This is a genomic window from Agromyces sp. NPDC058484, from assembly GCF_042720415.1.
Taxonomy (GTDB): domain Bacteria; phylum Actinomycetota; class Actinomycetes; order Actinomycetales; family Microbacteriaceae; genus Agromyces.
This window is the reverse complement of the sequence record NZ_JBHXMP010000003.1, coordinates 191842-216461: the sequence shown is the minus strand read 5'-3', so window position 1 is coordinate 216461 and position 24620 is coordinate 191842. Positions and strand designations below refer to the sequence as shown.

Annotated in this window: 25 protein-coding genes; 18 read left to right on the top strand and 7 right to left on the bottom strand. The window is 70.1% G+C overall.

Annotated elements, in window-relative coordinates; genetic code table 11:
• The first annotated feature begins 261 nt into the window (after positions 1-261).
• From ACFWN7_RS04550 to glmM, 4 genes are all read left to right on the top strand, one after another.
• Positions 262-1131, top strand: a complete 870-nt coding sequence (locus ACFWN7_RS04550) for a tRNA pseudouridine synthase A (RefSeq protein ID WP_376937542.1) — start codon at positions 262-264, stop codon at positions 1129-1131.
• A 158-nt stretch (positions 1132-1289) separates the two neighbouring features.
• Positions 1290-1736, top strand: a complete 447-nt coding sequence (rplM, locus tag ACFWN7_RS04545; protein ID WP_376937536.1) for a 50S ribosomal protein L13 — start codon at positions 1290-1292, stop codon at positions 1734-1736.
• Between the two features lie 43 nt (positions 1737-1779).
• Positions 1780-2265: a 30S ribosomal protein S9 gene (gene rpsI, locus ACFWN7_RS04540; RefSeq protein WP_376937535.1), complete on the top strand. Its 486-nt coding sequence runs from the start codon at positions 1780-1782 to the stop codon at positions 2263-2265.
• A 20-nt stretch (positions 2266-2285) separates the two neighbouring features.
• Positions 2286-3647: a phosphoglucosamine mutase gene (gene glmM / locus ACFWN7_RS04535; protein ID WP_376937534.1), complete on the top strand. Its 1362-nt coding sequence runs from the start codon at positions 2286-2288 to the stop codon at positions 3645-3647.
• Positions 3648-3784: 137 nt separating this feature from the next.
• On the opposite strand, the gene coaA is transcribed toward glmM, so the two are convergent.
• Positions 3785-4738, bottom strand: coding sequence for a type I pantothenate kinase (gene coaA / locus ACFWN7_RS04530; protein ID WP_376937541.1), 954 nt, complete (start codon positions 4736-4738; stop codon positions 3785-3787).
• A gap of 89 nt (positions 4739-4827) precedes the next feature.
• On the opposite strand from coaA, the gene glmS reads away from it, so the two are divergent.
• The 10 genes from glmS (at position 4828) to ACFWN7_RS04480 (ending at position 12847) form a co-directional block, all read left to right on the top strand.
• Positions 4828-6678, top strand: coding sequence for a glutamine--fructose-6-phosphate transaminase (isomerizing) (glmS, locus tag ACFWN7_RS04525; RefSeq protein ID WP_376937533.1), 1851 nt, complete (start codon positions 4828-4830; stop codon positions 6676-6678).
• A 5-nt stretch (positions 6679-6683) separates the two neighbouring features.
• Positions 6684-7049, top strand: a complete 366-nt coding sequence (locus ACFWN7_RS04520) for a holo-ACP synthase (protein ID WP_376937540.1) — start codon at positions 6684-6686, stop codon at positions 7047-7049.
• Complete coding sequence (gene alr / locus ACFWN7_RS04515; RefSeq protein WP_376937532.1) at positions 7046-8188, top strand: alanine racemase; 1143 nt, start codon at positions 7046-7048, stop codon at positions 8186-8188. The genes ACFWN7_RS04520 and alr overlap by 4 nt, the downstream gene beginning before the upstream one ends.
• Positions 8188-8700 (top strand): tRNA (adenosine(37)-N6)-threonylcarbamoyltransferase complex ATPase subunit type 1 TsaE, encoded by a 513-nt coding sequence (gene tsaE / locus ACFWN7_RS04510; protein ID WP_376937531.1) that lies wholly within the window; start codon positions 8188-8190, stop codon positions 8698-8700. Before alr ends, tsaE begins: the two co-directional genes overlap by 1 nt.
• Positions 8701-8710: 10 nt before the next feature.
• Positions 8711-9346 carry a tRNA (adenosine(37)-N6)-threonylcarbamoyltransferase complex dimerization subunit type 1 TsaB gene (gene tsaB / locus ACFWN7_RS04505; protein ID WP_376937530.1) on the top strand — a complete coding sequence of 212 codons (636 nt, stop codon included), beginning with the start codon at positions 8711-8713 and terminating at the stop codon, positions 9344-9346.
• Positions 9343-9864, top strand: a complete 522-nt coding sequence (gene rimI, locus ACFWN7_RS04500; RefSeq protein ID WP_376937529.1) for a ribosomal protein S18-alanine N-acetyltransferase — start codon at positions 9343-9345, stop codon at positions 9862-9864. Before tsaB ends, rimI begins: the two co-directional genes overlap by 4 nt.
• The gene (tsaD, locus tag ACFWN7_RS04495; RefSeq protein WP_376937528.1) at positions 9861-10916 is read left to right on the top strand and encodes a tRNA (adenosine(37)-N6)-threonylcarbamoyltransferase complex transferase subunit TsaD; all 1056 of its coding nucleotides are present in this window, start codon (positions 9861-9863) and stop codon (positions 10914-10916) included. Before rimI ends, tsaD begins: the two co-directional genes overlap by 4 nt.
• 137 nt (positions 10917-11053) lie before the next feature.
• Positions 11054-11455, top strand: coding sequence for a DUF4190 domain-containing protein (locus ACFWN7_RS04490; protein ID WP_376937527.1), 402 nt, complete (start codon positions 11054-11056; stop codon positions 11453-11455).
• A 40-nt stretch (positions 11456-11495) separates the two neighbouring features.
• A complete protein-coding gene (locus ACFWN7_RS04485; RefSeq protein WP_376937526.1) occupies positions 11496-12281 on the top strand; it encodes a hypothetical protein in 786 nt (261 codons plus the stop codon).
• 8 nt (positions 12282-12289) lie between these two features.
• Positions 12290-12847, top strand: a complete 558-nt coding sequence (locus ACFWN7_RS04480) for a hypothetical protein (RefSeq protein ID WP_376937525.1) — start codon at positions 12290-12292, stop codon at positions 12845-12847.
• Between the two features lie 27 nt (positions 12848-12874).
• Here ACFWN7_RS04480 and ACFWN7_RS04475 read toward each other — a convergent pair whose 3' ends face one another.
• A complete protein-coding gene (locus ACFWN7_RS04475) occupies positions 12875-14062 on the bottom strand; it encodes an SAM-dependent methyltransferase (RefSeq protein ID WP_376937524.1) in 1188 nt (395 codons plus the stop codon).
• 172 nt (positions 14063-14234) lie between these two features.
• On the opposite strand from ACFWN7_RS04475, the gene groES reads away from it, so the two are divergent.
• The 3 genes from groES (at position 14235) to ACFWN7_RS04460 (ending at position 17197) form a co-directional block, all read left to right on the top strand.
• Positions 14235-14531 (top strand): co-chaperone GroES, encoded by a 297-nt coding sequence (gene groES, locus ACFWN7_RS04470; RefSeq protein ID WP_017203655.1) that lies wholly within the window; start codon positions 14235-14237, stop codon positions 14529-14531.
• A 176-nt stretch (positions 14532-14707) separates the two neighbouring features.
• Complete coding sequence (gene rarD / locus ACFWN7_RS04465; protein WP_376937523.1) at positions 14708-15664, top strand: EamA family transporter RarD; 957 nt, start codon at positions 14708-14710, stop codon at positions 15662-15664.
• 228 nt (positions 15665-15892) lie between these two features.
• On the top strand, positions 15893-17197 hold the full coding sequence (locus tag ACFWN7_RS04460) for an ABC transporter substrate-binding protein (protein WP_376937522.1): 1305 nt from the start codon (positions 15893-15895) through the stop codon (positions 17195-17197).
• 367 nt (positions 17198-17564) lie between these two features.
• Here the strand turns inward: ACFWN7_RS04460 and ACFWN7_RS04455 are convergent, their stop codons facing one another.
• From ACFWN7_RS04455 to ACFWN7_RS04440, 4 genes are read right to left on the bottom strand one after another with little or no spacing between them, the layout of a single operon-like run.
• Entirely contained in the window at positions 17565-18341 is a 777-nt protein-coding gene (locus tag ACFWN7_RS04455; protein WP_376937521.1) for an ABC transporter ATP-binding protein, read from the bottom strand.
• Positions 18328-19209, bottom strand: coding sequence for an ABC transporter ATP-binding protein (locus ACFWN7_RS04450; RefSeq protein ID WP_376937520.1), 882 nt, complete (start codon positions 19207-19209; stop codon positions 18328-18330). The genes ACFWN7_RS04455 and ACFWN7_RS04450 overlap by 14 nt, the downstream gene beginning before the upstream one ends.
• A 19-nt stretch (positions 19210-19228) precedes the next feature.
• Positions 19229-20209 carry a branched-chain amino acid ABC transporter permease gene (locus ACFWN7_RS04445; protein WP_376937519.1) on the bottom strand — a complete coding sequence of 327 codons (981 nt, stop codon included), beginning with the start codon at positions 20207-20209 and terminating at the stop codon, positions 19229-19231.
• A gap of 11 nt (positions 20210-20220) precedes the next feature.
• Positions 20221-21489: a branched-chain amino acid ABC transporter permease gene (locus ACFWN7_RS04440; protein ID WP_376937518.1), complete on the bottom strand. Its 1269-nt coding sequence runs from the start codon at positions 21487-21489 to the stop codon at positions 20221-20223.
• Between the two features lie 329 nt (positions 21490-21818).
• Between ACFWN7_RS04440 and guaB the strand changes: the two genes are divergently transcribed.
• Complete coding sequence (gene guaB, locus ACFWN7_RS04435; protein ID WP_376937517.1) at positions 21819-23321, top strand: IMP dehydrogenase; 1503 nt, start codon at positions 21819-21821, stop codon at positions 23319-23321.
• A gap of 3 nt (positions 23322-23324) precedes the next feature.
• On the opposite strand, the gene ACFWN7_RS04430 is transcribed toward guaB, so the two are convergent.
• Entirely contained in the window at positions 23325-24476 is a 1152-nt protein-coding gene (locus ACFWN7_RS04430) for a MalY/PatB family protein (protein WP_376937516.1), read from the bottom strand.
• Positions 24477-24620: the final 144 nt, after the last annotated feature.

Below are 24620 nucleotides of genomic sequence, written 5' to 3'. Positions count from 1 at the left end.
GGCCCGGATGCTGCGGCATCCGGGCCCTTCGCTGTTCCCGGAGGCCCGTTCTCGCGTGGTCTGCCCGCCGAGGTCCGGTGCATCGAGAAGTAGCCTGCGGGGGTGTATTCCGGTCAACCGCACGGACGCCGGACGGGGAGAATGGCCGGAAACGACCCCCGGAGCGGTCATAGGGTGGAAGGCGTGAGTGAGACGACGGGCCCCGACGCGGGCGACGCGGATGCCGCGGGCGACGCGTCCAGCGCGGCATCCGTCGTCCGCATCCGGCTCGGCATCGCCTACGACGGCACCGACTTCAACGGCTGGAGCCGACAGCCGGGGCTCCGCACCGTGCAGGGCGTCATCGAGGAGGCGCTGGGCACCCTGTTCCGTCGCACGGGCGAGCAGCCGCGCCTCGCGGTCGCGGGCCGCACCGACGCCGGCGTGCACGCGCTCGGGCAGGTCGCGCACCTCGACGTCGGTGCGGACGCCCTCGCCGCCGTCGCCCGGCCGCGCCGCGGGCAGGACCCCGACGCCTCGCCCGAGGCTGCGCTCGCCCGCAGGCTCACGGGCATCCTCGGTGCCGACGCCGACGTGGTGATCACCCACGCGGAACGCGCACCGGTGGGGTTCGACGCCAGGTTCTCCGCGATCTGGCGACGCTACGAGTACCGTGTCGCCGACGCATCCGCCCTCCGCGACCCCCTCGAGCGCCGGCGCACCGTCGTGCATTCCCGGCACCTCGATGCAGCGGCGATGGATGCCGCGGCCGCATCGCTCGTCGGACTGCACGACTTCGCGGCCTTCTGCCGCCCGCGCGAGGGCGCGACGACGATCCGCACGCTGCAGTCGTACGGGTGGGAGCGCGCTGCGGACGGCGTGCTGGTCGCGGCGCTCCAGGCCGACGCGTTCTGCCACTCGATGGTGCGCGCACTCGTCGGGGCGTGCGTCGCGGTGGGAGAAGGGCGGCTCGCGGCATCCGACCCCTTCGGGCTGCTCCGGGCGGCCGAGCGCACGAGCGCATTCAAGGTGATGCCCGCGAAGGGGCTCGTGCTCACCGAGGTGGGCTACCCCGACGACCACGAACTCGAAGCACGCGCGGTGCAGACCAGGGCGCGCCGCGAATTGCACGTCGACGGGGTGGTCGGCTAAGCTAACCCTTTGGTGCCCCCGCGACCGTTCCCTGAGCTCGTCGAAGGGCGGCACCCGAAGATGAGCCCTCCACCGGGGCGTTCGGCCGCATGAGCGGGCGAACACCTCACCGGAGCGGGATTCACGAACCCCTCTCTCGATCAGAAAGCAGCACTTCCGTGACGCGCACCTACACCCCGAAGTCGAACGAGATCCAGCGTGACTGGGTCGTCATCGACGCGACCGACATCGTGCTCGGCCGCCTCGCCAGCCACTCCGCAGCCCTCCTGCGCGGCAAGCACAAGGCGATCTTCGCGAACCACGTCGACACCGGCGACTTCGTGATCATCGTGAACGCCGACAAGGTGGCCCTCACCGGCCAGAAGCTCGAGCAGAAGAAGGCCTACCGCCACTCGGGCTACCCGGGCGGCCTCAAGGCCGTCGGCTACGCCGAGCTGCTCGAGAAGAACCCGGTCCGCGCCGTCGAGAAGGCGATCCGCGGCATGCTGCCGAAGAATTCGCTCGGCCGCCAGCAGCTGAAGAAGCTCAAGGTCTACGCCGGCCCCGAGCACCCGCACGCGGCCCAGCAGCCGAAGCCGTACACCCTCACCCAGGTCGCCCAGTAGTTCCGGCGCACTCGACGTTCTCGAAATAAGGATTCACACCACCATGGCGAAGATCGCAGACCAGATCGAAGCGGCTCCCGAGAGCTACACGACCGAGAGCACCCCCTCGGCCGAACCCACCACCCCCCGTCCCGTGCTGAACGTCTCGGGCGCGGCGGTCGGCCGTCGCAAGCAGGCCATCGCGCGCGTGCGCGTCGTTCCCGGCGCCGGCACGATCACCGTCAACGGCCGTGAGTTCGCGGACTACTTCCCGAACAAGCTGCACCAGCAGCTCATCACCGACCCGTTCACCGTGCTCGAGCTCTCGGGCTCGTACGACGTGATCGCACGCATCACCGGCGGCGGCCCCTCGGGCCAGGCCGGCGCACTGCGCCTCGCGATCGCGCGTGCGCTCAACGAGATCGACCGCGAGAACAACCGGCCGACCCTCAAGAAGTCCGGGTTCCTCACCCGCGACGCGCGGGTCATCGAGCGCAAGAAGGCCGGCCTCAAGAAGGCCCGCAAGGCGCCTCAGTTCTCGAAGCGCTGATCCGGGTCTCCGGTTCTCGTATGCCCCGGCTCTTCGGAACCGACGGGGTCCGGGGCCTGGCCAACCGTGAACTCACGGCTGACCTGGCCCTGGGCCTCGCCCAGGCGGCTGCCGCCGTCCTCACTCGGGGGCGGCACGCCGACGAGCTCCGCGCGGCCGGCCGTCGCCCGGTGGCCGTCGTCGCGCGCGACCCCCGTGTCTCGGGCGAGTTCCTCACGTCTGCCGTCGCGGCCGGCCTCGCGAGCTCGGGTGTCGACGTGCTCGACGCCGGCGTCATCCCCACCCCGGCGACGGCGTTCCTCATCGACTCGATCGGCGCCGACTTCGGCGTGATGATCTCGGCGTCGCACAATCCCGCGCCCGACAACGGCATCAAGTTCTTCTCCTTCGGCGGCACGAAGCTCCCCGACGAGGTCGAGGATCGCATCGAGTCGTACCTCGGCAAGCAGGCGCTCGCGCCCGTCGGCGGCGGCGTCGGCCGCATCCGCCGGTTCGCCGACGCCGAGGACCGCTACGTGGTGCACCTGCTCGGCACGCTGCCGAACCGACTCGACGGCCTGCACGTCGTGCTCGACTGTGCACACGGAGCGGCCGCCGGGGTCTCACCCGAGACGTTCCGCGACGCCGGCGCGACCGTGACCGTGATCGGGGCCGACCCCGACGGCATGAACATCAACGACGGCGTCGGCTCCACCCACCTCGGGCTGCTGCAGGCGGCCGTGCGCGAGCACGGCGCCGACCTCGGCATCGCCCACGACGGCGACGCCGACCGCTGCCTGGCCGTCGACGCCGACGGCAACGTGGTCGACGGCGACAAGATCATGGCGATCCTCGCCGTGTCGATGCACGAGCGCGGCACGCTCACCGATGACACCCTCGTGGTGACCGTGATGTCGAATCTCGGCCTGCGTCGCGCCATGGCCGATCGCGGCATCCGGGTCGTCGAGACCAAGGTGGGCGATCGGTACGTGCTCGAGGCGCTCGCCTCGGAGGGGCTCGCCCTCGGCGGCGAACAGTCGGGGCACGTCATCATGACGGAGTTCGCGACGACCGGCGACGGCGTGCTGACGGGGCTCCACCTCGCGGCCGAGATGGCGCGCACGGGCAAGACGCTCGCCGAGCTCGCCTCGGTGATGACGGTCTACCCTCAGGTGCTCGTGAACGTGCGGGATGTCGACCACAACGCGCTCCACGACGACGCCGAGATCGCCGCCACGGTCGCCGCGGTCGAGGCCGAACTCGGCGACTCCGGACGCGTGCTGCTGCGGCCGTCGGGCACGGAGCCGATGGTGCGCGTCATGGTGGAGGCATCCCAGCAGGACAAGGCCGACCGCTATGCGGCATCCCTCGCCGACGTCGTGCGCGAGCGTCTTTCGCGCTAGCCTCGCCCGCGTCGACAGTGCTGTCGCCGCCCTCAGCTGGGCGCGAAGTGCACACTCGAGGCGGTCGGATGCCGCAGCATCGAGGATCTCGATGGCGCCGTCGTGGGCGTCGCGACGCGCGGTTGCGACATCCGCCGTCAGAGCTTGCGCAGGAGCACGTTCGACACGGTGTGGTCGGCGCTCTTGCGGAGCACGAGCGAGGCACGTGACCTCGTCGGCCTGATGTTCTGCAGGAGGTTCGGCTCGTTGATCGAGTGCCAGATCTCGCGGGCCTGCTGACGCGCCTCGTCTTCGGTGAGGCTCGCGTAGCGGTGGAAGTAGGAGTGCGGGTTCGCGAACGCGCCGCGCTGCAGCTTGAGGAACCGTTCCTCGTACCAGCGCGCGATGTCGGACGTGCGGGCATCGACGTAGACGGTGAAGTCGAAGAGGTCGCTGACCGCGAGCCGATGACCGGGCCCCGGGGGCTGCAGCACGTTGAGGCCCTCGACGATGAGCACGTCGGGCCGGCGCACGGTCACCTGCGCGTCGGGGACGATGTCGTACACGAGATGCGAGTAGAACGGGGCGCGCACCTCGGGGGCGCCCGCCTTCACCTCGCTCACGAAGCGCAGCAGCGCGCGACGGTCGTACGACTCGGGGAATCCCTTGCGCGACATCAGCCCGCGCCGCTCGAGCTCGGCGTTCGGGAAGAGGAACCCGTCGGTCGTGACGAGCTCGACCCGCGGCGTGTGCTCCCATCGCGCGAGCAGTTCCCGGAGCAGGCGCGCGATGGTCGACTTGCCGACCGCGACCGAACCGGCGACGCCGATGACGAACGGGGTCGCCTCCACGCGCTCCCGGAGGAACTCGCTCGTGACGTTGTGGAGCGCCTTCGTGCCGCCGACGTAGAGGTTGAGCAGGCGGCTCAGCGGCAGGTACACCTCGGCGACCTCACGGAGGTCGAGCGGCTCGCCGAGGCCGCGCAGCTGCACGACCTCGGTCTCGCGCAGGGGAGAGGGCATCGACGGCGCCAGGGCCGCCCAGTCCGAACGGCCGAGCTCGATGAACGGCGAGATCTGCGCCACGTGCGACGACGAGCTCTGCGGATCCAGCACCGTCACAGTCTAGTGAGGCGCCGCGCGGGCGAACGGCCGGGGCGTGCGCGGCAGGCGCACAGCCCCCCGCGGATACAATCGAGCGCATGTGTGGAATCGTCGGCTACGTCGGAGAGCGCAACAGCCTCGACGTGCTCATGGGAGGCCTTCGCCGCCTCGAGTATCGCGGCTACGACTCGGCGGGAGTCGCGATCGTCGACGACGACGGCGTCATCGAGACGGCGAAGCGGGCGGGCAAGCTCCAGGTGCTCGCCGACGACCTCGAGGCCACGCCGCTGCACCGCGGCGGCACGGGCATCGGCCACACCCGCTGGGCGACGCACGGCGGGCCGACCGACCGCAACGCGCACCCGCACCTCGGCGACGACGGCCGGCTCGCGCTCATCCACAACGGCATCATCGAGAACTTCGCCGAGCTGAAAGACGAACTGCTCGCCGAGGGCTTCAGCTTCGAGAGCGAGACCGACACCGAGGTCGCCGCCGTGCTGCTCGGCCGCGAGTACCGCCGCATCGGCGAGCTCACCGAGGCGTTCCGGGCCACGGTCTCCCGCCTCGACGGAGCGTTCACGCTGCTGGCCGTGCACCGCGACCAGCCCGGCGTCGTCGTCGGCGCCCGCCGCAACTCCCCGCTCGTGATCGGCCTCGGCGACGGCGAGAACTTCCTGGGGTCGGATGTCGCCGCCTTCGTCGAGTACACGAAGCGCGCCGTGGCGATCGGCCAGGACCAGATCGTCACGATCACCGCCGAGGGCGTCACGGTCACCGACTTCGGCGGAGCCGACGTCGAGGTCGAGCCGTTCGACGTCGCGTGGGACGCCTCGGCCGCCGAGAAGGGCGGCTGGTCGTCGTTCATGCGCAAGGAGGTGTCGGAGCAGCCCGAGGCGGTCGCGAAGACCCTGCTCGGCCGCGTGGTCGACGGGCAGGTGGTGATCCCCGAGCTCGCGTCGTTCGGCGACGACGAGCTCCGCGGCATCCGTCGCATCACCGTGATCGCGTGCGGCACCGCCGCCTACGCGGGCATGGTCGCGAAGTACGCGATCGAGAAGTGGGCGCGCGTGCCGGTCGACGTGGAGCTCAGCCACGAGTTCCGCTACCGGGAGCCGGTGCTCGACCCCGACACGCTCGTCGTCTCGATCAGCCAGTCGGGCGAGACGATGGACACGCTCATGGCCGTGAAGTACGCGCGGGAGCAGGGCGCCCGCACGATCTCGGTCTGCAACACGCAGGGCGCGACGATCCCGCGCGAGTCCGACGCCGTCGTCTACACGCACGCCGGGCCCGAGGTCGCGGTGGCGTCGACGAAGGCGTTCGTGGCCCAGATCGCCGCGCTCTACCTGTTCGGCCTGCACCTCGCCCGGGTGCGGGGCACGCTGTCCGACGACGACGTCGCCGCGCAGCTCGCCGAGCTGCAGGCGGTGCCCGGGAAGCTCGAGACCGTGCTGGAGCAGGCCGAGCGCGTCGAGCAGCTCGCGCACTGGATGGCCGACACGCGCTCGGTGCTGTTCCTCGGCCGTCACGTGGGCTACCCGATCGCCCTCGAGGGCGCGCTGAAGCTCAAGGAACTCGCCTACATCCACGCCGAGGGGTTCGCCGCGGGCGAGCTGAAGCACGGACCGATCGCGCTCATCGAGCCGGGCCAGCCCGTCTTCGTGGTGGTGCCGAGCCCGCGCGGCTCCGCGAACCTGCACCCGAAGGTCGTCTCGAACATCCAGGAGATCCGTGCCCGCGGCGCTCGCGTGATCGCGATCGCCGAGGAGGGGGATGCCGCGGTGCTGCCGTTCGCCGACGAGGTGCTGCGCATCCCGCTGGCGGCCCCGCTGTTCGAGCCGCTCCTCGCGGTCGTGCCGCTGCAGGTGTTCGCGATGGAGCTCGCGCAGGCCAAGGGACTCGACGTCGATCAGCCCCGGAACCTCGCGAAGTCCGTGACGGTGGAGTGACCCGAGTGATCGTCGGCATCGGCATCGACGTGGTCGACATCGTGCGCTTCGAGCGCTCGCTCGTGCGCACGCCGGCCCTCGTGGAGCGCCTGTTCGCCGAGAGCGAACGCGATCGCCCCGCACGCTCGCTCGCGGCCCGGTTCGCCGCCAAGGAATCGCTCATCAAGGCCCTCGGCGGGCACGCGATCATCCGGTGGCACGAGATGCGCATCGTGAACGACCCCGAGGGCAACCCCGATTTCGAGCTGTCGGGCGGACTCGCCGAGCATGTGCGCACACTCGGCATCGACCGGGTGCACCTCTCGATGAGCCACGATGCAGGGCTCGCGAGCGCGTTCGTCGTGCTCGAGGCGGATCGGCCGCTGCAGTGACCGCAGCCGGCCCCGACGGGCGCCCGCCCTTCCGCGAGGCGGTCGTCGACCTCGACGCGGTCCGTCACAACGTGGCGACGCTCACGCGGCTGGTGGCGCCCGCGCGCACGATGGCGGTCGTGAAGGCCGACGCCTACGGGCACGGCGCCGTGCCGGTCGCCCGGGCCGCGCTCGCCGGCGGCGCGGAGTGGCTGGGCGTCGCCGACGTGGTCGAGGCGATCGCGCTCCGCGATGCGGGCATCGACGCGCCCGTGCTCGCCTGGCTGCACGACCCCGGCGCCGGGTTCGGCACCGCCATCGCCCGCGACGTCGACCTCGGCGTCTCGTCGATCGGGCAGCTCGAGGCCATCGCGGCTGCGGCATCCGTCGGCCGGCGAGCCCGGGTGCACCTGAAGATCGACACGGGGCTCAGCCGCAACGGCGTCGCACCCGGGGCGTGGGGCGAGGCGGTCGGCACGGCCGCGCGCCTCGAGCGCGACGGCCTGGTCGAGGTCCGCGGGGTGTTCAGCCACCTCGCGAACACCTCGGCCGACGAGGATGCCGCGCAGCTCGCCGCCTTCGAGGCCGCGCTCGCCGCGGCATCCGCGGCGGGCCTCGCCCCCGAGGTGCGCCACATCGCGTCCACAGCGGGCGCCGTCCGCCGGCCCGAGTCCCGGTACGACCTCGTGCGACTCGGCATCGGATGCTACGGGGTGCCGCCCTTCGGCGACGGCACGACGGCCGCCGACCTCGGCCTGCGCCCGGCGATGACCCTCCGCGGGCGCGTCGCGGCGGTGCGACGCGTCGACGTGGGCACGGGCGCCTCCTACGGCCACGTCTGGCGCGCGGAACACGCGACGACGCTCGCCCTCGTGCCGCTCGGCTACGCCGACGGGGTCCCGCGACAGGCCTCCGGGCGCGGCGAAGTGTGGCTCGCGGGCGCACGGCGGCCCGTCGTCGGGCGCATCGCGATGGACCAGTTCCTCGTGGACGTCGGCGACGACGAGGTGACGGTCGGCGACGAGGTCGTGCTCTTCGGCGATCCGGCCGCCGGCGTACCCTCTGCCGACGACTGGGGCGACGCCGCCGACTCGATCGGCTACGAGATCGTGACGCGCATCGGCCCCCGGGTGCCGCGCACCTACATGGGCGGCGAGTGATGCGCCTCGACGTGGGCGACACCGCCGAGATGGAGGCATTCGGGCGCGAACTGGGCGGCACGCTGCGCGCCGGCGACCTCGTGGTGCTCACGGGCTCGCTCGGCGCGGGCAAGACGACCCTCACCCGGGGCATCGGCGAGGGCCTCGGCGTGCGCGGCCCGGTGCAGAGCCCGACCTTCGTGCTCGCGCGCACCCACCCGAGCCTCGTCGGCGGGCCGCCGCTGGTGCACGTCGACGCGTACCGGCTCGGCAGCGCCGAGCTCCTCGACGACCTCGACCTCGATTTCGCGCACGCCGTCGTGGTGGTGGAGTGGGGTGCGGGCCTGCTCGACGACGTCGCCGACTCCTGGCTCGACGTCGTCATCGAGCGGCCCGAGGGCAGCGGCGCTCCCGCGGACCAGCCGACGGATGCCGCGGACGCCGAGCTCCTCGGCGCCGACGAGCCGCGCATCCTCGCGGTGCGGGGCCACGGCCCGCGCTGGGCGGGGAGCCCGTTCGACGCCTCCCAGTAGGCTTGGATTCATGCTCCTCGCGATCGACACCTCGACGGGCACGAGTGTCGCCGTCGTCGATCGCGACGGCGCCGACGGTGAACTGCGCTGTCTCGCCGAGACGGGTACCGACGACACGATGCGCCACGCCGAGGTCATCGGCGGCTTCATCCAGGACGCCCTCGCCGCGGCCGGCGTGCGCCCGGGTCGGCTGTCGGGCGTCGCGGCCGGAATGGGCCCCGGGCCGTTCACCGGGCTCCGCGTCGGCATCGCCGCGGCGCACGCGTTCGCGCTCGGCATCGATCGGCCGTTCGTGCCGGTCGCGAGTCACGATGCGATCGCCTGGCGCTGGTATCGCGACGGGGGTGCGGGCGCGCTCCAGGTCGTCACCGACGCCCGGCGCCGGGAGTTCGCGGTCTCCGACTACGAGGGCCTCGACGGCGACGGTCTCCCCGTGCGCACGAGCGGGCCGCGACTCGTGCCTCGCGACGGGGTGCCCGGGGCACGGGGCATCCGTCTCGATGCGACCCTCGTTCCCGCCGGTGCCGTCGGCATGCTCGCCGAGCTGGCGTTCGCGGCCGGGCGCCTGCCGCTCGCCGACGACGCGCCGATCTACCTGCGCGCGCCCGACGTGACCCCCTCCGCCCCGAAGCGGGTGCTGCGATGAGCGTGCTGATGCGGCGGGCGAAGTCCGCCGACCTCGAGGCGATCATGCGCCTCGAACGCGCCACCTTCGTGCGCGACGCGTGGCCCGAGCAGGCCATGCGCCGCGAGATCGAGAGCCCGCACGGCTACTACCTGATCGCCGTCGACGACGACGCCGATGACGACGAGCGGCGGCTGCTCGGCTACGCGGGGCTCCTCGCCCCGTCGGGCAGCGAGCAGGGCGACATCCAGACCATCGCCGTCGCTCCGTTCGCGCGCGGCATCGGCCTCGGCCGCGGCCTGATGCACGCCCTCATCACGCAGGCGAGACGGCGCCACCTCACCGAGCTCTTCCTCGAGGTGCGCGCCGACAACCCCATCGCGCGCGCGCTCTACGACTCCCTCGGCTTCGAGGAGATCGGCGTCAGGCGCGGCTACTACCAGCCCGACGGCGTCGACGCGATCTCGATGCGGCTCGCGGTGCCGCCCGCCGTGACGCGGCCCGCGGCAGCCACGGCCGATCCGAGGGGCCGCGGATGAATCGTGACGCGCCCCTCGTGCTCGGCATCGAGACCTCGTGCGACGAGACCGGTGTCGGCATCGTGCGCGGTACCGACCTGCTCGCCAACGTCATCGCGTCGTCGATGGAGGAGCACGCCCGCTACGGCGGCGTCGTGCCCGAGGTGGCGGCGCGGGCGCATCTCGAGGCGCTCGGCCCGACGATCGGCGCGGCGCTCGCCGAGGCCGACGTCGAGCTCGCCGATCTCGACGCCGTCGCCGTCACGAGCGGGCCCGGGCTCGCGGGTGCGCTCATGGTGGGCGTCGGCGCGGCGAAGGCGCTCGCCCTGGCGCTCGACCGCCCGATCTACGCCGTGAACCACCTCGTCGGCCACGTCGGCGCCGACCTGCTCGACGACCGCGCGCCCCTCCAGACGCCCACGGTCGCGCTCCTGGTCTCGGGCGGCCACACGTCGCTCCTCCTCGTGCGCGACCTCGACGCCGATGTCGAGCTGCTCGGCGAGACGATCGACGATGCGGCCGGCGAGGCGTTCGACAAGGTCGGGCGGCTCCTCGGCCTGGCCTATCCGGGCGGACCCGAGATCGACCGGGCGGCGATCGGCGGCGACCCCGCGGCGATCCGCTTCCCGCGGGGGCTCACCCAGCCGAAGGACCTGGCGGCGCACCGCTACGACTTCAGCTTCTCCGGACTGAAGACCGCCGTCGCCCGCTGGGTCGAGCAGCGCGAGGCCGCCGGTGAGCCGGTTCCGCTCGCGGATGTCGCGGCGAGCTTCCGCGAGGCCGTCGTCGACGTGCTCGTGGGCAAGGCGATCGCGGCGTGCACCGACCTCGGTGTCCCCCGGCTCCTCCTCGGCGGCGGCGTGGTGGCCAACGCGCGGCTCCGTCGGGTGGCCGAGGAGCGAGCGGATGCCGCGGGCATCGCCCTCCGGGTTCCTCCGCTGTCGCTCTGCACCGACAACGGGGCCATGATCGCGGCACTCGGGTCCCGGCTCATCATGGCCGGGCACGCGGCATCCGACCTCTCCTCCTTCGGCGCGGACTCGACCCTGCCCGTCACCCGGATCCAAGTCTGACGGGCCGCGCCGAAGGCTGCACAGGGCCCGCACACCGCGATAGTGTGAGCAACGTAGACAGCGGAGGCGCCGAATGTGCGCGCCGCCACGCAGCGCATGGCGCGTCTGTGGATCACAGCATCGAGAGGACACCGACCGTGACCGATCCGAACCTTCCCGACCAGCCCGGCGCTCCCGTGCCGCCCGCATCGCAGCCCGCCCCGACGTACGGAGCCCCGGCCGCACCCGCGTACGGCGAGTCCGCGCCCGCCTACGGCCAGCCGGCCGGCCCGAAGACGAACGTCCTCGCGATCGTCTCGCTCGTGGCATCGATCGCCGGGTTCATCATCTGGGGCATCGGCTTCGTCGCCGGCGTCATCTGCGGGCACATCTCGCTCAGCCAGATCAAGAAGACCGGCGAGCAGGGCCGCGGCATGGCGGTCGCCGGCCTCATCATCGGCTACATCGGCATCGCACTCACCATCCTCGGCGCGATCATCTTCTTCGCCGTGTTCGCCGCGATCCTCTCGAACCCCAACCTGACCACCACCACGTACTGACCGCCGACAGCTGTTCTGACAACCGCGAAAGGCTGATGCCATGAGTGACCCCAGGAACCCCGACTCGCCCAAGGTGCCCGAGGAGCCCACCGTCCCTGCTCCAGAGGAGCCGACGGTTCCTGCCCCTGAGGAGCCGACGTTCCCGACGCCCGAGGAGCCGACGTTCCCGTCGGAGCCCGAGCCGACGCCACCGGGCCAGCCGTCGACCCCCGAGTTCCCGGCGGCGCCGTCGGCGCCCGAGCGGCCCGCCGCGCCCGAGCCCCCCGCTCCGCCGGCTCCGCCCGCCACGCCCGCCTACGGCGCTGCGACGCCGCCCCCGCCCCCCCCGCCGCCGCCCGCCGCCGGCGGCTACGGCGCGCCCGATGCCGACGCGCGCCGCGCCGGCGCTGCGCCCCGCACCGCGTACGGCGCCGCGCAGCCGGCGGGCAGCCAGCAGCCGGCATACGGGCAGCCGGGGTACGGTCAGGCGGGCTCTCGGAAACCCGGCTACGGCGAGCCCGGGTACGTGGCGCCGGCGTACGGCAGCAGCACCTCGGCGAAGCCGACCCCCGTGCTCAGCCTGATCTCGCTCATCGCAGGCATCGTGGGCCTCGTCGGCTTCTTCGTGGTGTTCATCCCGATCGTCGGCGGCATCATGCAGCTGATCATCCCGACCGCCGCCGTGGTGCTCGGGTTCCTCGGCATGAAGAAGGAGCCGGCCGCCAAGGGCATGTGGCTCACGGGCATCATCCTCGGGTTCGCCGGCATCGCCATCGCCCTGCTCTCGATCATCCTCTGGACCGTCGCCTTCGCGAGCTTCCCGGCCAACATCGACACCGGCTACTGAGGTTCGAGATGTCCGAGCGCGAGGGGGCCTCGCCCGCGAGTGAGGCCCCCGACCGTTCACCCCGGGAACCGGCGCCGGCGCCCGCATCGGGCGGCACGACCGCCGGCGCCCCCGAGGCGCCCGCATCGGGCGGCACGACCGCCGCCCCCGAGATGCCTGAGCCCGCGGAGCCGACGCTTCGCGCCGATCCCGCGGTGCGCGAGCTCGAGAGGCCGCTCGATACGGGCGAGCTGCATCGGCTTCCCACCGGTCAACTGCTCATCATGCACCGCCCCGAGCCGATGGCCGAGGCATCCGGAGCCGTCGACGAGGAGGACACGCAGCGACGCGTCTACAGCTGGATCGCCGCCGTCGTGGGCACGCTGGGCGCGGCGGCTTCGCTGTTCGTGGGCTGGATGCTGCCCCTCTCGATCGCGGCGATCGTGTTCGGCGTGCTCGGCCTCCGCCGCGAGGAGGAGGGACGCACGCTCGCGTTCGTCGGGATCGGCGCCGGCGTCGCCGGACTCGTCTTCTCCGCGGTGTGGATCGGCTACTACGCGATCGTCTTCGGCGCTCTGCCGCACTGACGCGTGTGCGTGCAGTTCCGCGGCCCGTCAGAGACGTTCGACGAGGAGTGCGACGTGCCGGCCCTCCTCGCGCGTGAGCACGAGGGTGGCGCTCTGGTCGCCGCGGAGCTTCAGGCGCGTGCGAAGCGCCGCCGGGTCGACGTCGACGCCGCGCTTCTTGATCTCGAGGGTTCCGATGCGCCGTGCGGCGAGCGCCTGGCGCAGCTGCCGCTCGTCGACGGGCAGCCGTTCGACGACCCGGAAGCCCCGTGCGAACGGCGAGTCGAACGGGGTGTCGGCCGTGAGGTAGGCGATGCCGGCGCTGAGCATCCACGCCCCGTTCGCGCGCGCGAGGTCGCCGATGAGCCGGGCGCGGATCACCGACCCGTCGGGCTCGTACAGGTAGTCGCCGAGCGGGCCGACGGGGGCGTCGTCGCTGTCGGCGCCGGCGGTGAGCTCGGCAGCGCCGTCGTGGCGGATCACGAGGGCCGCGCGCCGGATGCCGGGACGGGCGACCGCCCCGAGCCAGACGCCGAGCTCGACGACGTCGCCGTCGATCGACACCCACTGCGCCTCGGCGTCGCCGGGGATGACGTCGCGGTCGGTGCCGGGTCCGAGCTTCACGCCGACGGCCATCCGGTCGGCGAGCCCGAACGCGAAGTCGAGCCCGGGGGAGTAGTCGGCGGCATTATCGAGGCGACGCGTCGTGCCGCCCGTGGTCGTTCGGCGTGCCGGGTCGAGCCACGCGCCGCCGATGCCGCCGAGCGCGACGTCCTCCGCTCGGGCGTGCAGCACCGTGACCTTCGGGAAGGGCGTGAGGTTGTAGGCGGCGATCGCGGCGGTGATCTCGTCGGCCTCGGCTGCGGTGACGTCGAGGTCGACCGCCGCGAGGGCGAGCGCATCGCCGCCGATGCCGCATCCGAGGTCGGCGACATGGCCGATGCCCGCGCGCGCGAATCGACCGGCGTGCAACGCGGCCACCTTCAGCCGGGTGGACTGCTCGAGCCCGGCCTCGGTGAAGAGCATGCGTGACGCGAACTCGCCGAACTTCGAACGCGCCCTCGCGCGGAGCTTCGACTGGCTGAGCACCGTGGCCACGAGACCCGGCGGGTGACCCTCGCGGCGGAGCGCGGCGACCGTGCGCACGATGTCGGCCTTCGAGTCCCATTCGGGCAGGCTGTCGAGCAGCCGGAGCCCCTCGGGGGAGAGGAGTTCGACGAGCTCGGCGCGGTCCACCCGGCCACGCTAGCACCGAGTGACCGGTGGTCCCTGAGCCTGTCGAAGGGGCTGGCACTCACGTTGCACGAGTGCCAAATCGCCCCTAGACTCGCTTTAGCACTCTCGCAATGAGGCTGCTAATCCAGTCTTCGTCAAGACAGTTCTTGTCTAGAAAGAAAAGGGGTCAACCGTGTCGGTTTCCATCAAGCCGCTCGAGGATCGCATCGTCATCAAGCAGGTCGAGGCAGAGCAGACCACCGCGTCTGGTCTCGTGATCCCCGACACCGCCAAGGAGAAGCCCCAGGAGGGCGAGGTCGTGGCGGTGGGCCCGGGCCGCATCGACGACAACGGCAACCGCGTTCCGCTCGACGTGGCCGTCGGCGACCGCGTGCTCTACTCGAAGTACGGCGGCACCGAGGTGAAGTTCGGCGCCGACGAATTCCTCGTGCTGTCGGCCCGCGACGTGCTCGCGGTCGTCGTGCGCTAGTCGCGACACGATTCGTTCGAGGCCCGGATGCCCTTGCGGCATCCGGGCCTCGTCGTGTCACGGCGATCGCGGCATCCGGTGCCACAACCGAGCGGATGCCGCGGTCGGCCGGATCTCGGCGGTGAACGGCAGTTCCCGCGCGATCGTCGGTGGCGTGACAGGCGTACTGTTGGCTGGTGTCATCCCGTTCCGAAGCCACGACGTCGCACCCGGCCGGATCCGACCAGTCGGTGAGTCGTTCCGGACTGGCGTTCGCGATCAGCGCGTACGCGCTCTGGGGCGTCCTCCCCATCTACTTCATCGCGCTCGCCCCGAGCGGCCCGATGGAGATCGTCGCGTGGCGGGTGCTCTTCTCGCTCGTGTTCTGCGCGCTGCTCATCGCCGTGACCCGGGCGTGGCGGCCGTTCGCCGTGCTCCTTCGCGATCGCCGGGTCGTGCTCACGATGGGGCTCGCCGGCATCCTCATCTTCGTCAACTGGCAGACCTACGTCTTCGCGACCCTCACCGGCCAGGTCGTCGAGGCGGCGCTCGGGTACTTCATCAATCCGATCGTGACGGTGTTCCTCGGTGTGCTCGTGCTCCGCGAGCGGCTGAACGCGACGCAGTGGGTGGCCGTCGGCATCTCGATCGTCGCCGTGGTCGTGCTCGCCTTCGGGTATGGGCAGCTGCCGTGGATCGCGTTGGTGCTCGCGTTCTCGTTCGGCTTCTACGGACTCATCAAGAAGCGCGTGGGACCGAAGGTCGACGCCGTGTCGGGCCTCACGCTCGAGACGGCATGGCTCGCGCCGCTCGCGGTCATCCAACTCGTCTTCGTCGCGATGACGACCGGGCTCACGATCGGCACCGTGAGCGCATGGCACACCGTGCTCCTCCTCCTCGCCGGTGCGGTGACGGCGGTGCCGCTCCTCCTCTTCGCGGCCGCCTCACGGAGACTGCCGCTCGTCTTCATGGGCTTCATCCAGTACTTCGCCCCGTTCATCCAGTTCCTGGTCGGAGTCGTGGTGCTGCAGGAGCCGATGCCCCTCGAGCGATGGATCGGCTTCGGCCTGGTCTGGGTCGCGCTCGTCGTGCTCACGTTCGACCTCGTACGCGGCGTCCGCACTGCGCGGCGCACGGCGGCGGAACCGATCTGAGCGCATCCCACCCCAGAACGGGGGTGCGCGAATCCGAGCGTGTGCATGCCGTGAAGTGGCGATTCCGTGCGTACGCGGGCGCCAAGGTGTCGGCAAGGTAACGATTTCGGCGGTGTTACACGGTTGTGACCGCGGCGACTTGTTTCCACCAAGGGCGGGCAATACTGTCAAACCACGGCGTCACCAGACGCTGGTTTGTGTACCAATCCTTCAGTCCCAAGGAGCAACATGAGCGTTTTCGCGAAGGCCAAGGCCAAGCGCACGGCTCGCGCAGCATGGACGGGTCTCGCCATCGCCGGCGTCAGCACCCTTCTCCTGTCTGCGTGCGCGCAGGGTGGCACGACCCCCGCCGAGACGGAGGAGCCGGCCGCCGATGGCGACTGCGCGCAGCCGATCGCCGAAGGTGAGCGCGACCTCACCCTCAACATCGGAACGATCCTTCCGCAGAGTGGTACGCTCGCATTCCTCGGCCCGCCCGAAGAGGCCGGTGTGCAGCTCGGCGCCAACGACGTCAACGCGGTCGACTCGGGCCTGACGGTCGACGTCACCTTCCGCGACTCGGGCGACACCACGACCGACATCGCCACAGTCTCAGTCACCGACCTGCTCTCGCAGGACGTGTCGGCGATCATCGGTGCCGCATCCTCCGGTGTGTCGAAGACGGTCATCGACCAGATCGTCTCCGCGGGCGTCGTGCAGTTCTCGCCGGCGAACACGTCGGCCGACTTCACCGAGTACGACGACAACGGCCTGTACTGGCGCACGTCGCCGTCCGACGTGCTGCAGGGCGAGGTCCTCGGCAACCGCATCGCCTCCGACGGCAACTCGACGCTCGGCCTGATCGTCCTCAACGACGCGTACGGCACGGGCCTCGCGGAATACACCAAGACCGCGTTCGAGGCGGCCGGTGGCGAGGTCGTCGCCGAGGCGCTCTTCAACGAGGGCGACTCGAGCTTCGACTCGCAGATCGCTGACGTGACGGCGGCCAACCCCGACGCGATCGCCCTGATCACGTTCGATCAGTCCAAGATCATCGTCCCGGCACTGGTCGGCAGCGGCTACCCCGGTGACCAGCTGTACTTCGTCGATGGAAACCTCAGCGATTACAGTGCGGATTTCGCTCCCGGGCTCATCACGGGCGCGAAGGGCACCCTTCCGGGTATCGACACGGAGAAGCTCGGTGACTTCACCGACGAACTGCTCGCGGTCGACCCTGCCCTCACCGACTACAGCTACGCGGCGGAGTCGTACGACGCTGTGGTGCTGCTCGCGCTCGCGGCCTACGCGGCCAACAGCACCGAGGGTACCGACATCGCCAAGTACCTCCAGCAGGTCTCCGGTGGCTGTGGCGAAGGTGAGAAGGTCACCAGCTACGAAGAGGGCATCGCGCTCCTCTCCGAGGGTCAGCAGATCGACTACGACGGCCCCTCGGGTCCGATCACGTTCGACGAGCACGGTGACCCGACCGAAGCGACCATCGGTATCTACGAGTACAACGACGACAACACCTACTCGCGCATCGGCGATGGCTGATCCGAGTTCGTGAATCAAGTAGGGCCCCGGCTTCGGCCGGGGCCCTACTTCGTATCCTCACCGCGTGACCGCCGAATTCGAATGCACGCACAGACGATGAAGGGGCTCCGCTCCAGCCTGTGTCCGCGTCCGGGGGTGCCTTCCGGCCGATTCAATGTACGCTCCCCACGAATATGGCCGGAAAGCACCCCGCTGGCTCCCGACGTCTACCGGCCGCTCCGACGTGCGATCGTCTGCGCGGCCCGGAAGGCCCGGAACTTCGAGCATCCGTCCAGCGGGGAACCCCGGACTCCCACCCCGCTGGAGAGGCCCCGAAACACCGAAGGGGGATGGATGCCGCAGCATCCACCCCCCTCGAAGGGTTCGTCTACTCCTCGTCGTCCTGCCCGAGGGTGCCGAGGTAGAGCCCGATCACCTTCGGGTCATTCAGGAGCTCGCGACCGGTTCCGGTGTACGCGTCCTTCCCCTGGTCGAGCACGTACCCTCGATCGCAGATCTGCAGGCAGCGCCGGGCGTTCTGCTCCACCATGATCGTCGTCACGCCCGCGCGGTTGATCTCCTTCACGCGCAGGAACGCCTCATCCTGACGCACCGGGGACAGGCCTGCCGATGGCTCGTCGAGGAGCATGACGTGAGGGCCCATCATCAGCGCGCGAGACATGGCGACCATCTGACGTTCACCGCCCGAGAGTGAACCGGCGCGCTGCGAGAGGCGGTTCGCGAGTTCGGGGAAGATCTCGCGCACGAATTCGAGACGCTCCTTCACGCGCTTCGGATTCTGGTACATCCCCATCTCGAGGTTCTCCTGAATGGTGAGCGACGGGAACACGTTGTTCGTCTGGGGCACGAACCCGACGCCCTTCGCGACGAGTTTGTCTGCCGCGAGGTTGGTGATCTCCTCGCCGTTGAGGCGGATCTGACCGTCGCGCACCTTCACCAGCCCGAAGATGGCCTTCAAGAGGGTCGACTTGCCGGCACCGTTGGGTCCGATGATGCCGATGAGTTCACCGCGGGCCGCCGTCAACGAGCAGCCATGCAGGATGTTGATGCCCGGCAGGTACCCGGCGACGACGTTGCCCACCTCGACCACGAGGTCTTGAGCCGCTGGCTCGGCGACGGTGGGCGCCACGCTACTGTTCGTCATCGATGAGCTCCTTCATTGTTTCGACCGACCCCGTGTCCGCCGACCCGATGTCGGCGTCATGGTGGGCGCCGAGGTACGCGTCGATCACGGCGGGATTCTCCATGACCTCGTGCGGGTCGCCCTCGGCGACCACCTTTCCCTCGGCCATCACGATCACCCAGTCGGCGATGTGGCGCACCATGTGCATGTCGTGTTCGACGAACAGCACGGTCATGCCCTCGGACTTGAGGTTCAGGACGTGATCGAGCAGGGACTGCGTGAGGGCCGGGTTGACCCCCGCCATCGGCTCGTCGAGCATGACCAGGGTCGGGCCGCTCATCAGGGCTCTTGCCATCTCGAGGAGCTTGCGCTGCCCGCCCGACAAGCTGGCCGCGTAGTCGTCCTTCTTCGCGTCGAGTTTGAACCGGGTGAGCAGATCCATTGCCTTCGTCTCGATCTCGTCGTCCTGCTTGCGCCAGAACGAGGGGATGAGCGAGCGGAAGAGGTTCTCGCCGATCTGGTCCTTCGCCCCCAGTTTCATGTTGTCCATGACCGTCAGGAGGCCGAGCGACTTGGTGAGCTGGAAGGTGCGGATGAGTCCCATTCGTGCCACGCGATAGGCGGGGACGTGAGCCAACGAGCGACCTTCGAACGACCACGTGCCGCTGTCGGGCTTGTCGAATCCGGTCAGCAGGTTGAAGAAGGTCGTCTTCCCGGCCCCGTTCGGGCCGATCAGCGCCGTGATCGCGCCGCGAGGGATCTCGACATGGTCGATGTCTACCGCAGTGAGGCCGCCGAAGGAGCGCTTGACGCCATCGGCGATCAGGATCGGGTCGGTCTTCTTGACCCCGGGCGCCGGCTCTCCGACGTGCAGCCCGGTGGTTTTCACTGGCCTTGAGGAGGCGGTTTCACTTGACAAAAGCGAGCTCCTTCTTGTTTCCGAGGATGCCCTGTGGCATGAACACCACGATCAGCATGATCGCGATGCCGACGAGGATGAACCGGAGCTGGCCGGCCTGAACCTGCGTCATGAACGGGAACCATCCGGCGTTGACGGCACGCGCGACGAATCCTGAGAAGAACGACAGCAGTACCCAGAAGACGATCGAGCCGACGATCGGCCCCAGGATGGTCGCGGCCCCCCCGAGGAGCAGGACTGCGTAGATGATGAACGTCAGCGTCGGTTGGAAGTACGAGGGAACGACCGCACGCGGCATGACGAAGATCATGCCTGCGAGTGTTCCGAAGAGACCGCCGAGGATGAGGCTCTGCATCTTGTACGAGTAGACGTTCTTGCCGAGGGCGCGTACTGCGTCCTCGTCCTCGCGGATGCCCTTGATCACGCGACCCCATGGGCTGCGCATGATGAGCCAGGTGAAGACCGCGCAGATCGCGACCACGATCCACCCGAGCACGAGGAAGTACCATACGCGGTTGTCGAACACCCACGGACCGAAGCCGTAGCGGCCCGGCGGGAACGGGTTGAACGTGAGTAGGTCACCCTGGTACTGAGACAAGCCGTTCGCCGAACCGGTCACGGCATCGAAGGTGTTGGTCGTGAAGACCAACCGAAGCACCTCCGCCGCCGCGATCGTCACGATGGCCAGATAGTCGGCCCGCAATCGCAGCGTCGGAATACCGAGGATGAGTGCGAAGATCGCGGATGCTGCGAGCCCTGTGAGCACGCAAGCCCACCACGGCCATCCGAGCTTGAGAGCCGGGATGGCGTACCCGTAGGCGCCGAGCAGCATGAATCCCGCCTGGCCGAAGTTCAGCAGTCCGGTGAAGCCGAAGTGGATCGCCAGACCCAGTGCGGCGAGTGCGTACGCGGCGGTGGTCGGGCTGATCAGCTCGACGGCCGCATTTCCGAAGATTGCTCCCCAATCCATGCGTGGGCCTCCTATCCGATTCTTTCTCGACGACCCAGGATGCCCTGCGGCCGGAACAACAACACGACGATCATGATGACGAGAGCGCCGACGTACTTCATGTCACTCGGCAGCCAGAGCGTCGATAGTTCGACGAACAGGCCGACGATGAGGGAGCCGACGAGCGCGCCGAAGGCGGTGCCGAGGCCGCCGAGGACGACCGCGGCGAAGATGAGCAGCAGGATCTGGAAGCCCATATCCCAGCTGACTCCCGGCCGGAAGTACGCCCACAGGATGCCCGACAGGCCGGCGAGTGCGGCGCCGAGCACCCACACGATGCGGATGACGAAGTTCACGTTGATTCCGCTCGCGGAGGCGAGGCTTGCATTGTCCGCGACCGCACGCGTCGCCTTGCCGATGCGGGTGCGCTGGAGGAAGAAGGCGACGGCCAGCAGCACGACGATGCTGGTCGCCATGCTCGCGACGTCGATCCAGCTGAGGGAGATCGGCCCGAGCGAGAACCTCGCCACACCCGTCGCACCCTTGAGTTGGAACGTCTGACCGCCGTAGTAGAACTGGAACAGGTACCGCAAGGCGAGCGAGAGCCCGATGCTGACGATCATCAGCGGGATCAGGCCGAGGCCCTTCTTGCGAAGTGGCTTCCAAAGGCCTGCGTCGAGTACCCACCCGAGCATGCCGCTCAGCACGATGGCGATGATGATGGCGAGCCACATCGGCACGCCGAGGGTGGTTCCGAAGGTGAAGGTCATCAGGGCGCCGAACGTGATCAGCTCGGCGTGCGCGAAGTTCGACAGGCCGGTCGTGCCGAAGATGAGCGAGAGGCCGATCGCGGCGAGCGCGAGCAGCAGACCGAAGTTGATGCCGTTCACGGCGCGTTCCAGGAACTGGTTCCAGAAGCTGACGGTGACTCGTTCACCCTCGCCGAGGAAGAAGTTCACCGACGCGTTGCGGGTCAGGCCGAACTCGGCCTCACGCTCCGCGCCGCCCTCCTCCGCGACGATGACGCCCTCGGGCAGGGTGTCCTCGTCGAGGGTCACGGTGTACGTGCCCTTCTCGGGTACGCCGACCTCCCAGCGTCCTTCTGCGTCGGTCTCGGTCTCCGCTTCGAAGCCGTTGCCCTCGACGGTGATGCTCACGCCTTCGACGGGTTCGCCTTCGAACTGCACATTCCCGCGGAAGTGGAACTCGAACTCCTCCTCTGCGGGCTCTTCCGTCGATTCGGGTTCCTCGGTTGCCGAGGCCTCCTCGGACGAGACGACCGTTCTCACATCCTCCGCCATCGCAGGGGACGCTGCGATGCCGGACAGGGTGAGTGCGGAGAGAAGGATTCCGAGGAGGACGAGCCACCTCCCGGGTTTCCGTTCGGCGACTGATTGCGTGGGTTCCACTGCACCTCCAAGGGTCCCGCGGCTGTTGGCCGCGGACCGGGCCTGCTGTCGACGACGTCGTCGACAGTACGTGCCGATTATGACGCATGTGTTTCTCATGTGGGCACAACGGCCCTCGATTGTTATCCGGGGAATGCCCGCCGCGCAAACTCGCTTAAGATTGATGCATCCCGCTGCTGCCCGCGAGGCGCGGGAATCACGACCTGGAACGAAGGGGAGACATGGATCAGGCAGATCCGTTCGGATTCACAGGACTCACATACGACGACGTCCTCCTGCTGCCAGGTCACACCGACGTGATCCCGAGCGAGGCCGACACGATGTCGCGCCTGACCCGCCGCATCGAGGTCGCGACGCCGCTGCTGTCGGCCGCGATGGACACCGTCACCGAGGCCCGGATGGCGATCGCCATGGCCCGACAGGGCGGTATCGGCATCCTGCATCGCAACCTCTCCATCGCCGAGCAGGCCGACATGGTCGACCGGGTGAAGCGCAGCGAGTCCGGCATGATCTCGAACCCGGTGACGACGACGCCGGATGCCACGGTCGCCGAGGTCGATCATCTCTGCGCCACCTACCGGGTCAGCGGCCTGCCGGTGGTCGACGGCGAGGGCGTGCTCGTCGGCATCATCACGAACCGCGACATGCGGTTCGTCTCGGACTTCGAGAAGCCGTCGACGTACGTGCGCGATGTCATGACGAAGATGCCGCTCATCACGGGCCACGTCGGCATGGACCTCGACGAGGCGATCGCCATCTTCGCGGCGAAGAAGATCGAGAAGCTGCCGCTCGTCGACGGCGCGGGACGGCTCACGGGTCTCATCACCGTGAAGGACTTCGACAAGTCCGAGCAGTACCCCGACGCCACGAAGGACGGCGAGGGCCGTCTCCGCGTGGGTGCGGCGATGGGCTTCTTCGGCGACGCCTGGGAGCGTGCGGAGGCGCTGCGCGACGCCGGCGTCGACGTGCTCGTGGTCGACACCGCCAACGGCGAGAGCGCCGGCGTGCTCGACATCATCCGTCGGCTGAAGTCCGACCCGACGTTCGCCCGGATCGACGTGATCGGCGGCAACGTCGCGACCCGTGAGGGCGCGCAGGCGCTCGTCGACGCGGGCGCCGACGCCGTCAAGGTCGGCGTGGGCCCCGGCTCCATCTGCACGACACGCGTCGTCGCGGGCGTGGGCGTGCCGCAGATCACGGCCGTGTACGAGGCGTCCAAGGCCACGATCCCCGCCGGGGTGCCGCTCATCGCCGATGGCGGCCTGCAGTTCTCCGGAGACATCGCGAAGGCGCTCGTCGCGGGTGCCGACACGGTGATGCTCGGCTCGCTCCTCGCCGGCACGGCCGAGAGCCCGGGGGAGCTCGTCTTCCAGAACGGCAAGCAGTTCAAGATGTACCGCGGCATGGGCTCGCTGGGTGCGCTGCAGACGCGCGGCGAGAAGACGTCGTACTCGAAGGACCGCTACTTCCAGGCGGATGTCCCCTCCGACGAGAAGCTCATCCCCGAGGGCATCGAGGGGCAGGTGCCGTTCCGCGGTCCCGTCTCGGCGGTGGCGTACCAGCTCGTGGGGGGGCTGCGGCAGTCGATGTTCTACGTCGGCGCGCGCACCATCCCCGAGTTGAAGGCGAAGGGCAAGTTCGTGCGCATCACGCCGGCGGGGCTCAAGGAGTCGCACCCGCACGACGTGCAGTTCGTCGTCGAGGCGCCGAACTACACGCGGTGAGGGTCAGCGGGCGTCGGCGAGGCGCGTCACCGCCTCGGCGAGCACCTCGGGCGTGCATGCGAAGTTGAGTCGCGCGTGTCCGCGGCCGACGGATGCCCCGAATCCGGGCCCGTTCGCCAGGGCGACCTTCGCGTGCTCGAGCGCGTACGCCGCGGGGTCGTCGCCCCAGTCGAGCGCCGAGAGGTCGAGCCACGCGAGATAGCTCGCCTGCGGCATCCGGTACCCGACGCCCGGCAGCTCGTCCTCGAGCAGGTCGGCGAGCAGCCGACGGTTGTCGTCGAGGCTCGCGAGCACGCCGTCGAGCCACGGCCCGCCCTCGCGGAACGCCGCGATCGAGGCGATGGCGCCGAACTGGCCCAAGCGCCACTCGACCTCGTACGGGAGTGCGGCACGCACCCGGTCGCTCCGCTCGCTCGCGGTCGCGATGAGCGCGGACTTCAGGCCCGGGATGTTGAACGACTTGCTGGCCGACGTGATGGCGAACCCGTGTTCGCGCGCGGCATCCGACACGGTGAGAAACGGCGTGTAACGCGACTCGGGCTGCGAGAGCGGGCCGTGCACCTCGTCGCTCACGACGGTCGCGCCGGCTCCCGCTGCGATCTCCGCGAGGGCGCGCAGCGACTCGGGGTCCGGCACCCAGCCGATCGGGTTGTGCGGGTTGCACAGCACCATCGCACGGGCGCCGCCGGCCAAGGCGGCCTCGATGCCCGGCAGGTCGAGCTGCCAGCCCTCGTCGATGCCGCCCGCCATCGGCACCTCGACGACCGCGCAGCCCGCCTCGGCGACGAGGTCGAAGAACGGCGGGTAGATGGGCGGGGTGATGACGACGCCGTCGCCGGGCTCGGTCACCCGCCGCAGCACCTCCACGATCCCGAGGCTCACGTCGGCGGTGCAGGTCACGCGCGCGGGGTCGACGTCCCACCCGAGCCGGGTCGCCGCGAAGCCCTGGAACGCCTCGGCGACCGGGCGGCTGCTCGACGCGTACCCGGTGTCCGACCGATCGACCGCGGCGTGCAGGGCGGCGGCGATCGGAGGCGCGAGCGGGAAGTCCATCTCGGCGACGGGAAGGGGCAGCACGTCGTCGGCGTAGGTGCGCCATTTCTGGCTCGTCCGGGTGCGGAGGACCTCGATCGGTTCGGCGGCGACGCGTTGCATGCCTCCAGCTTGCCCCACGCGGCCGCCGAAGGGCAGGGTCGCGGGGGGGCGCGCCCCGGCGCGCGGCGGCCCCCGCGCCGCGGGGGGGGGCGGGGGGGGCCGCGGGGCGGGGATGGGGGGGGGGGTCACCCGGGCTCGGGAGAG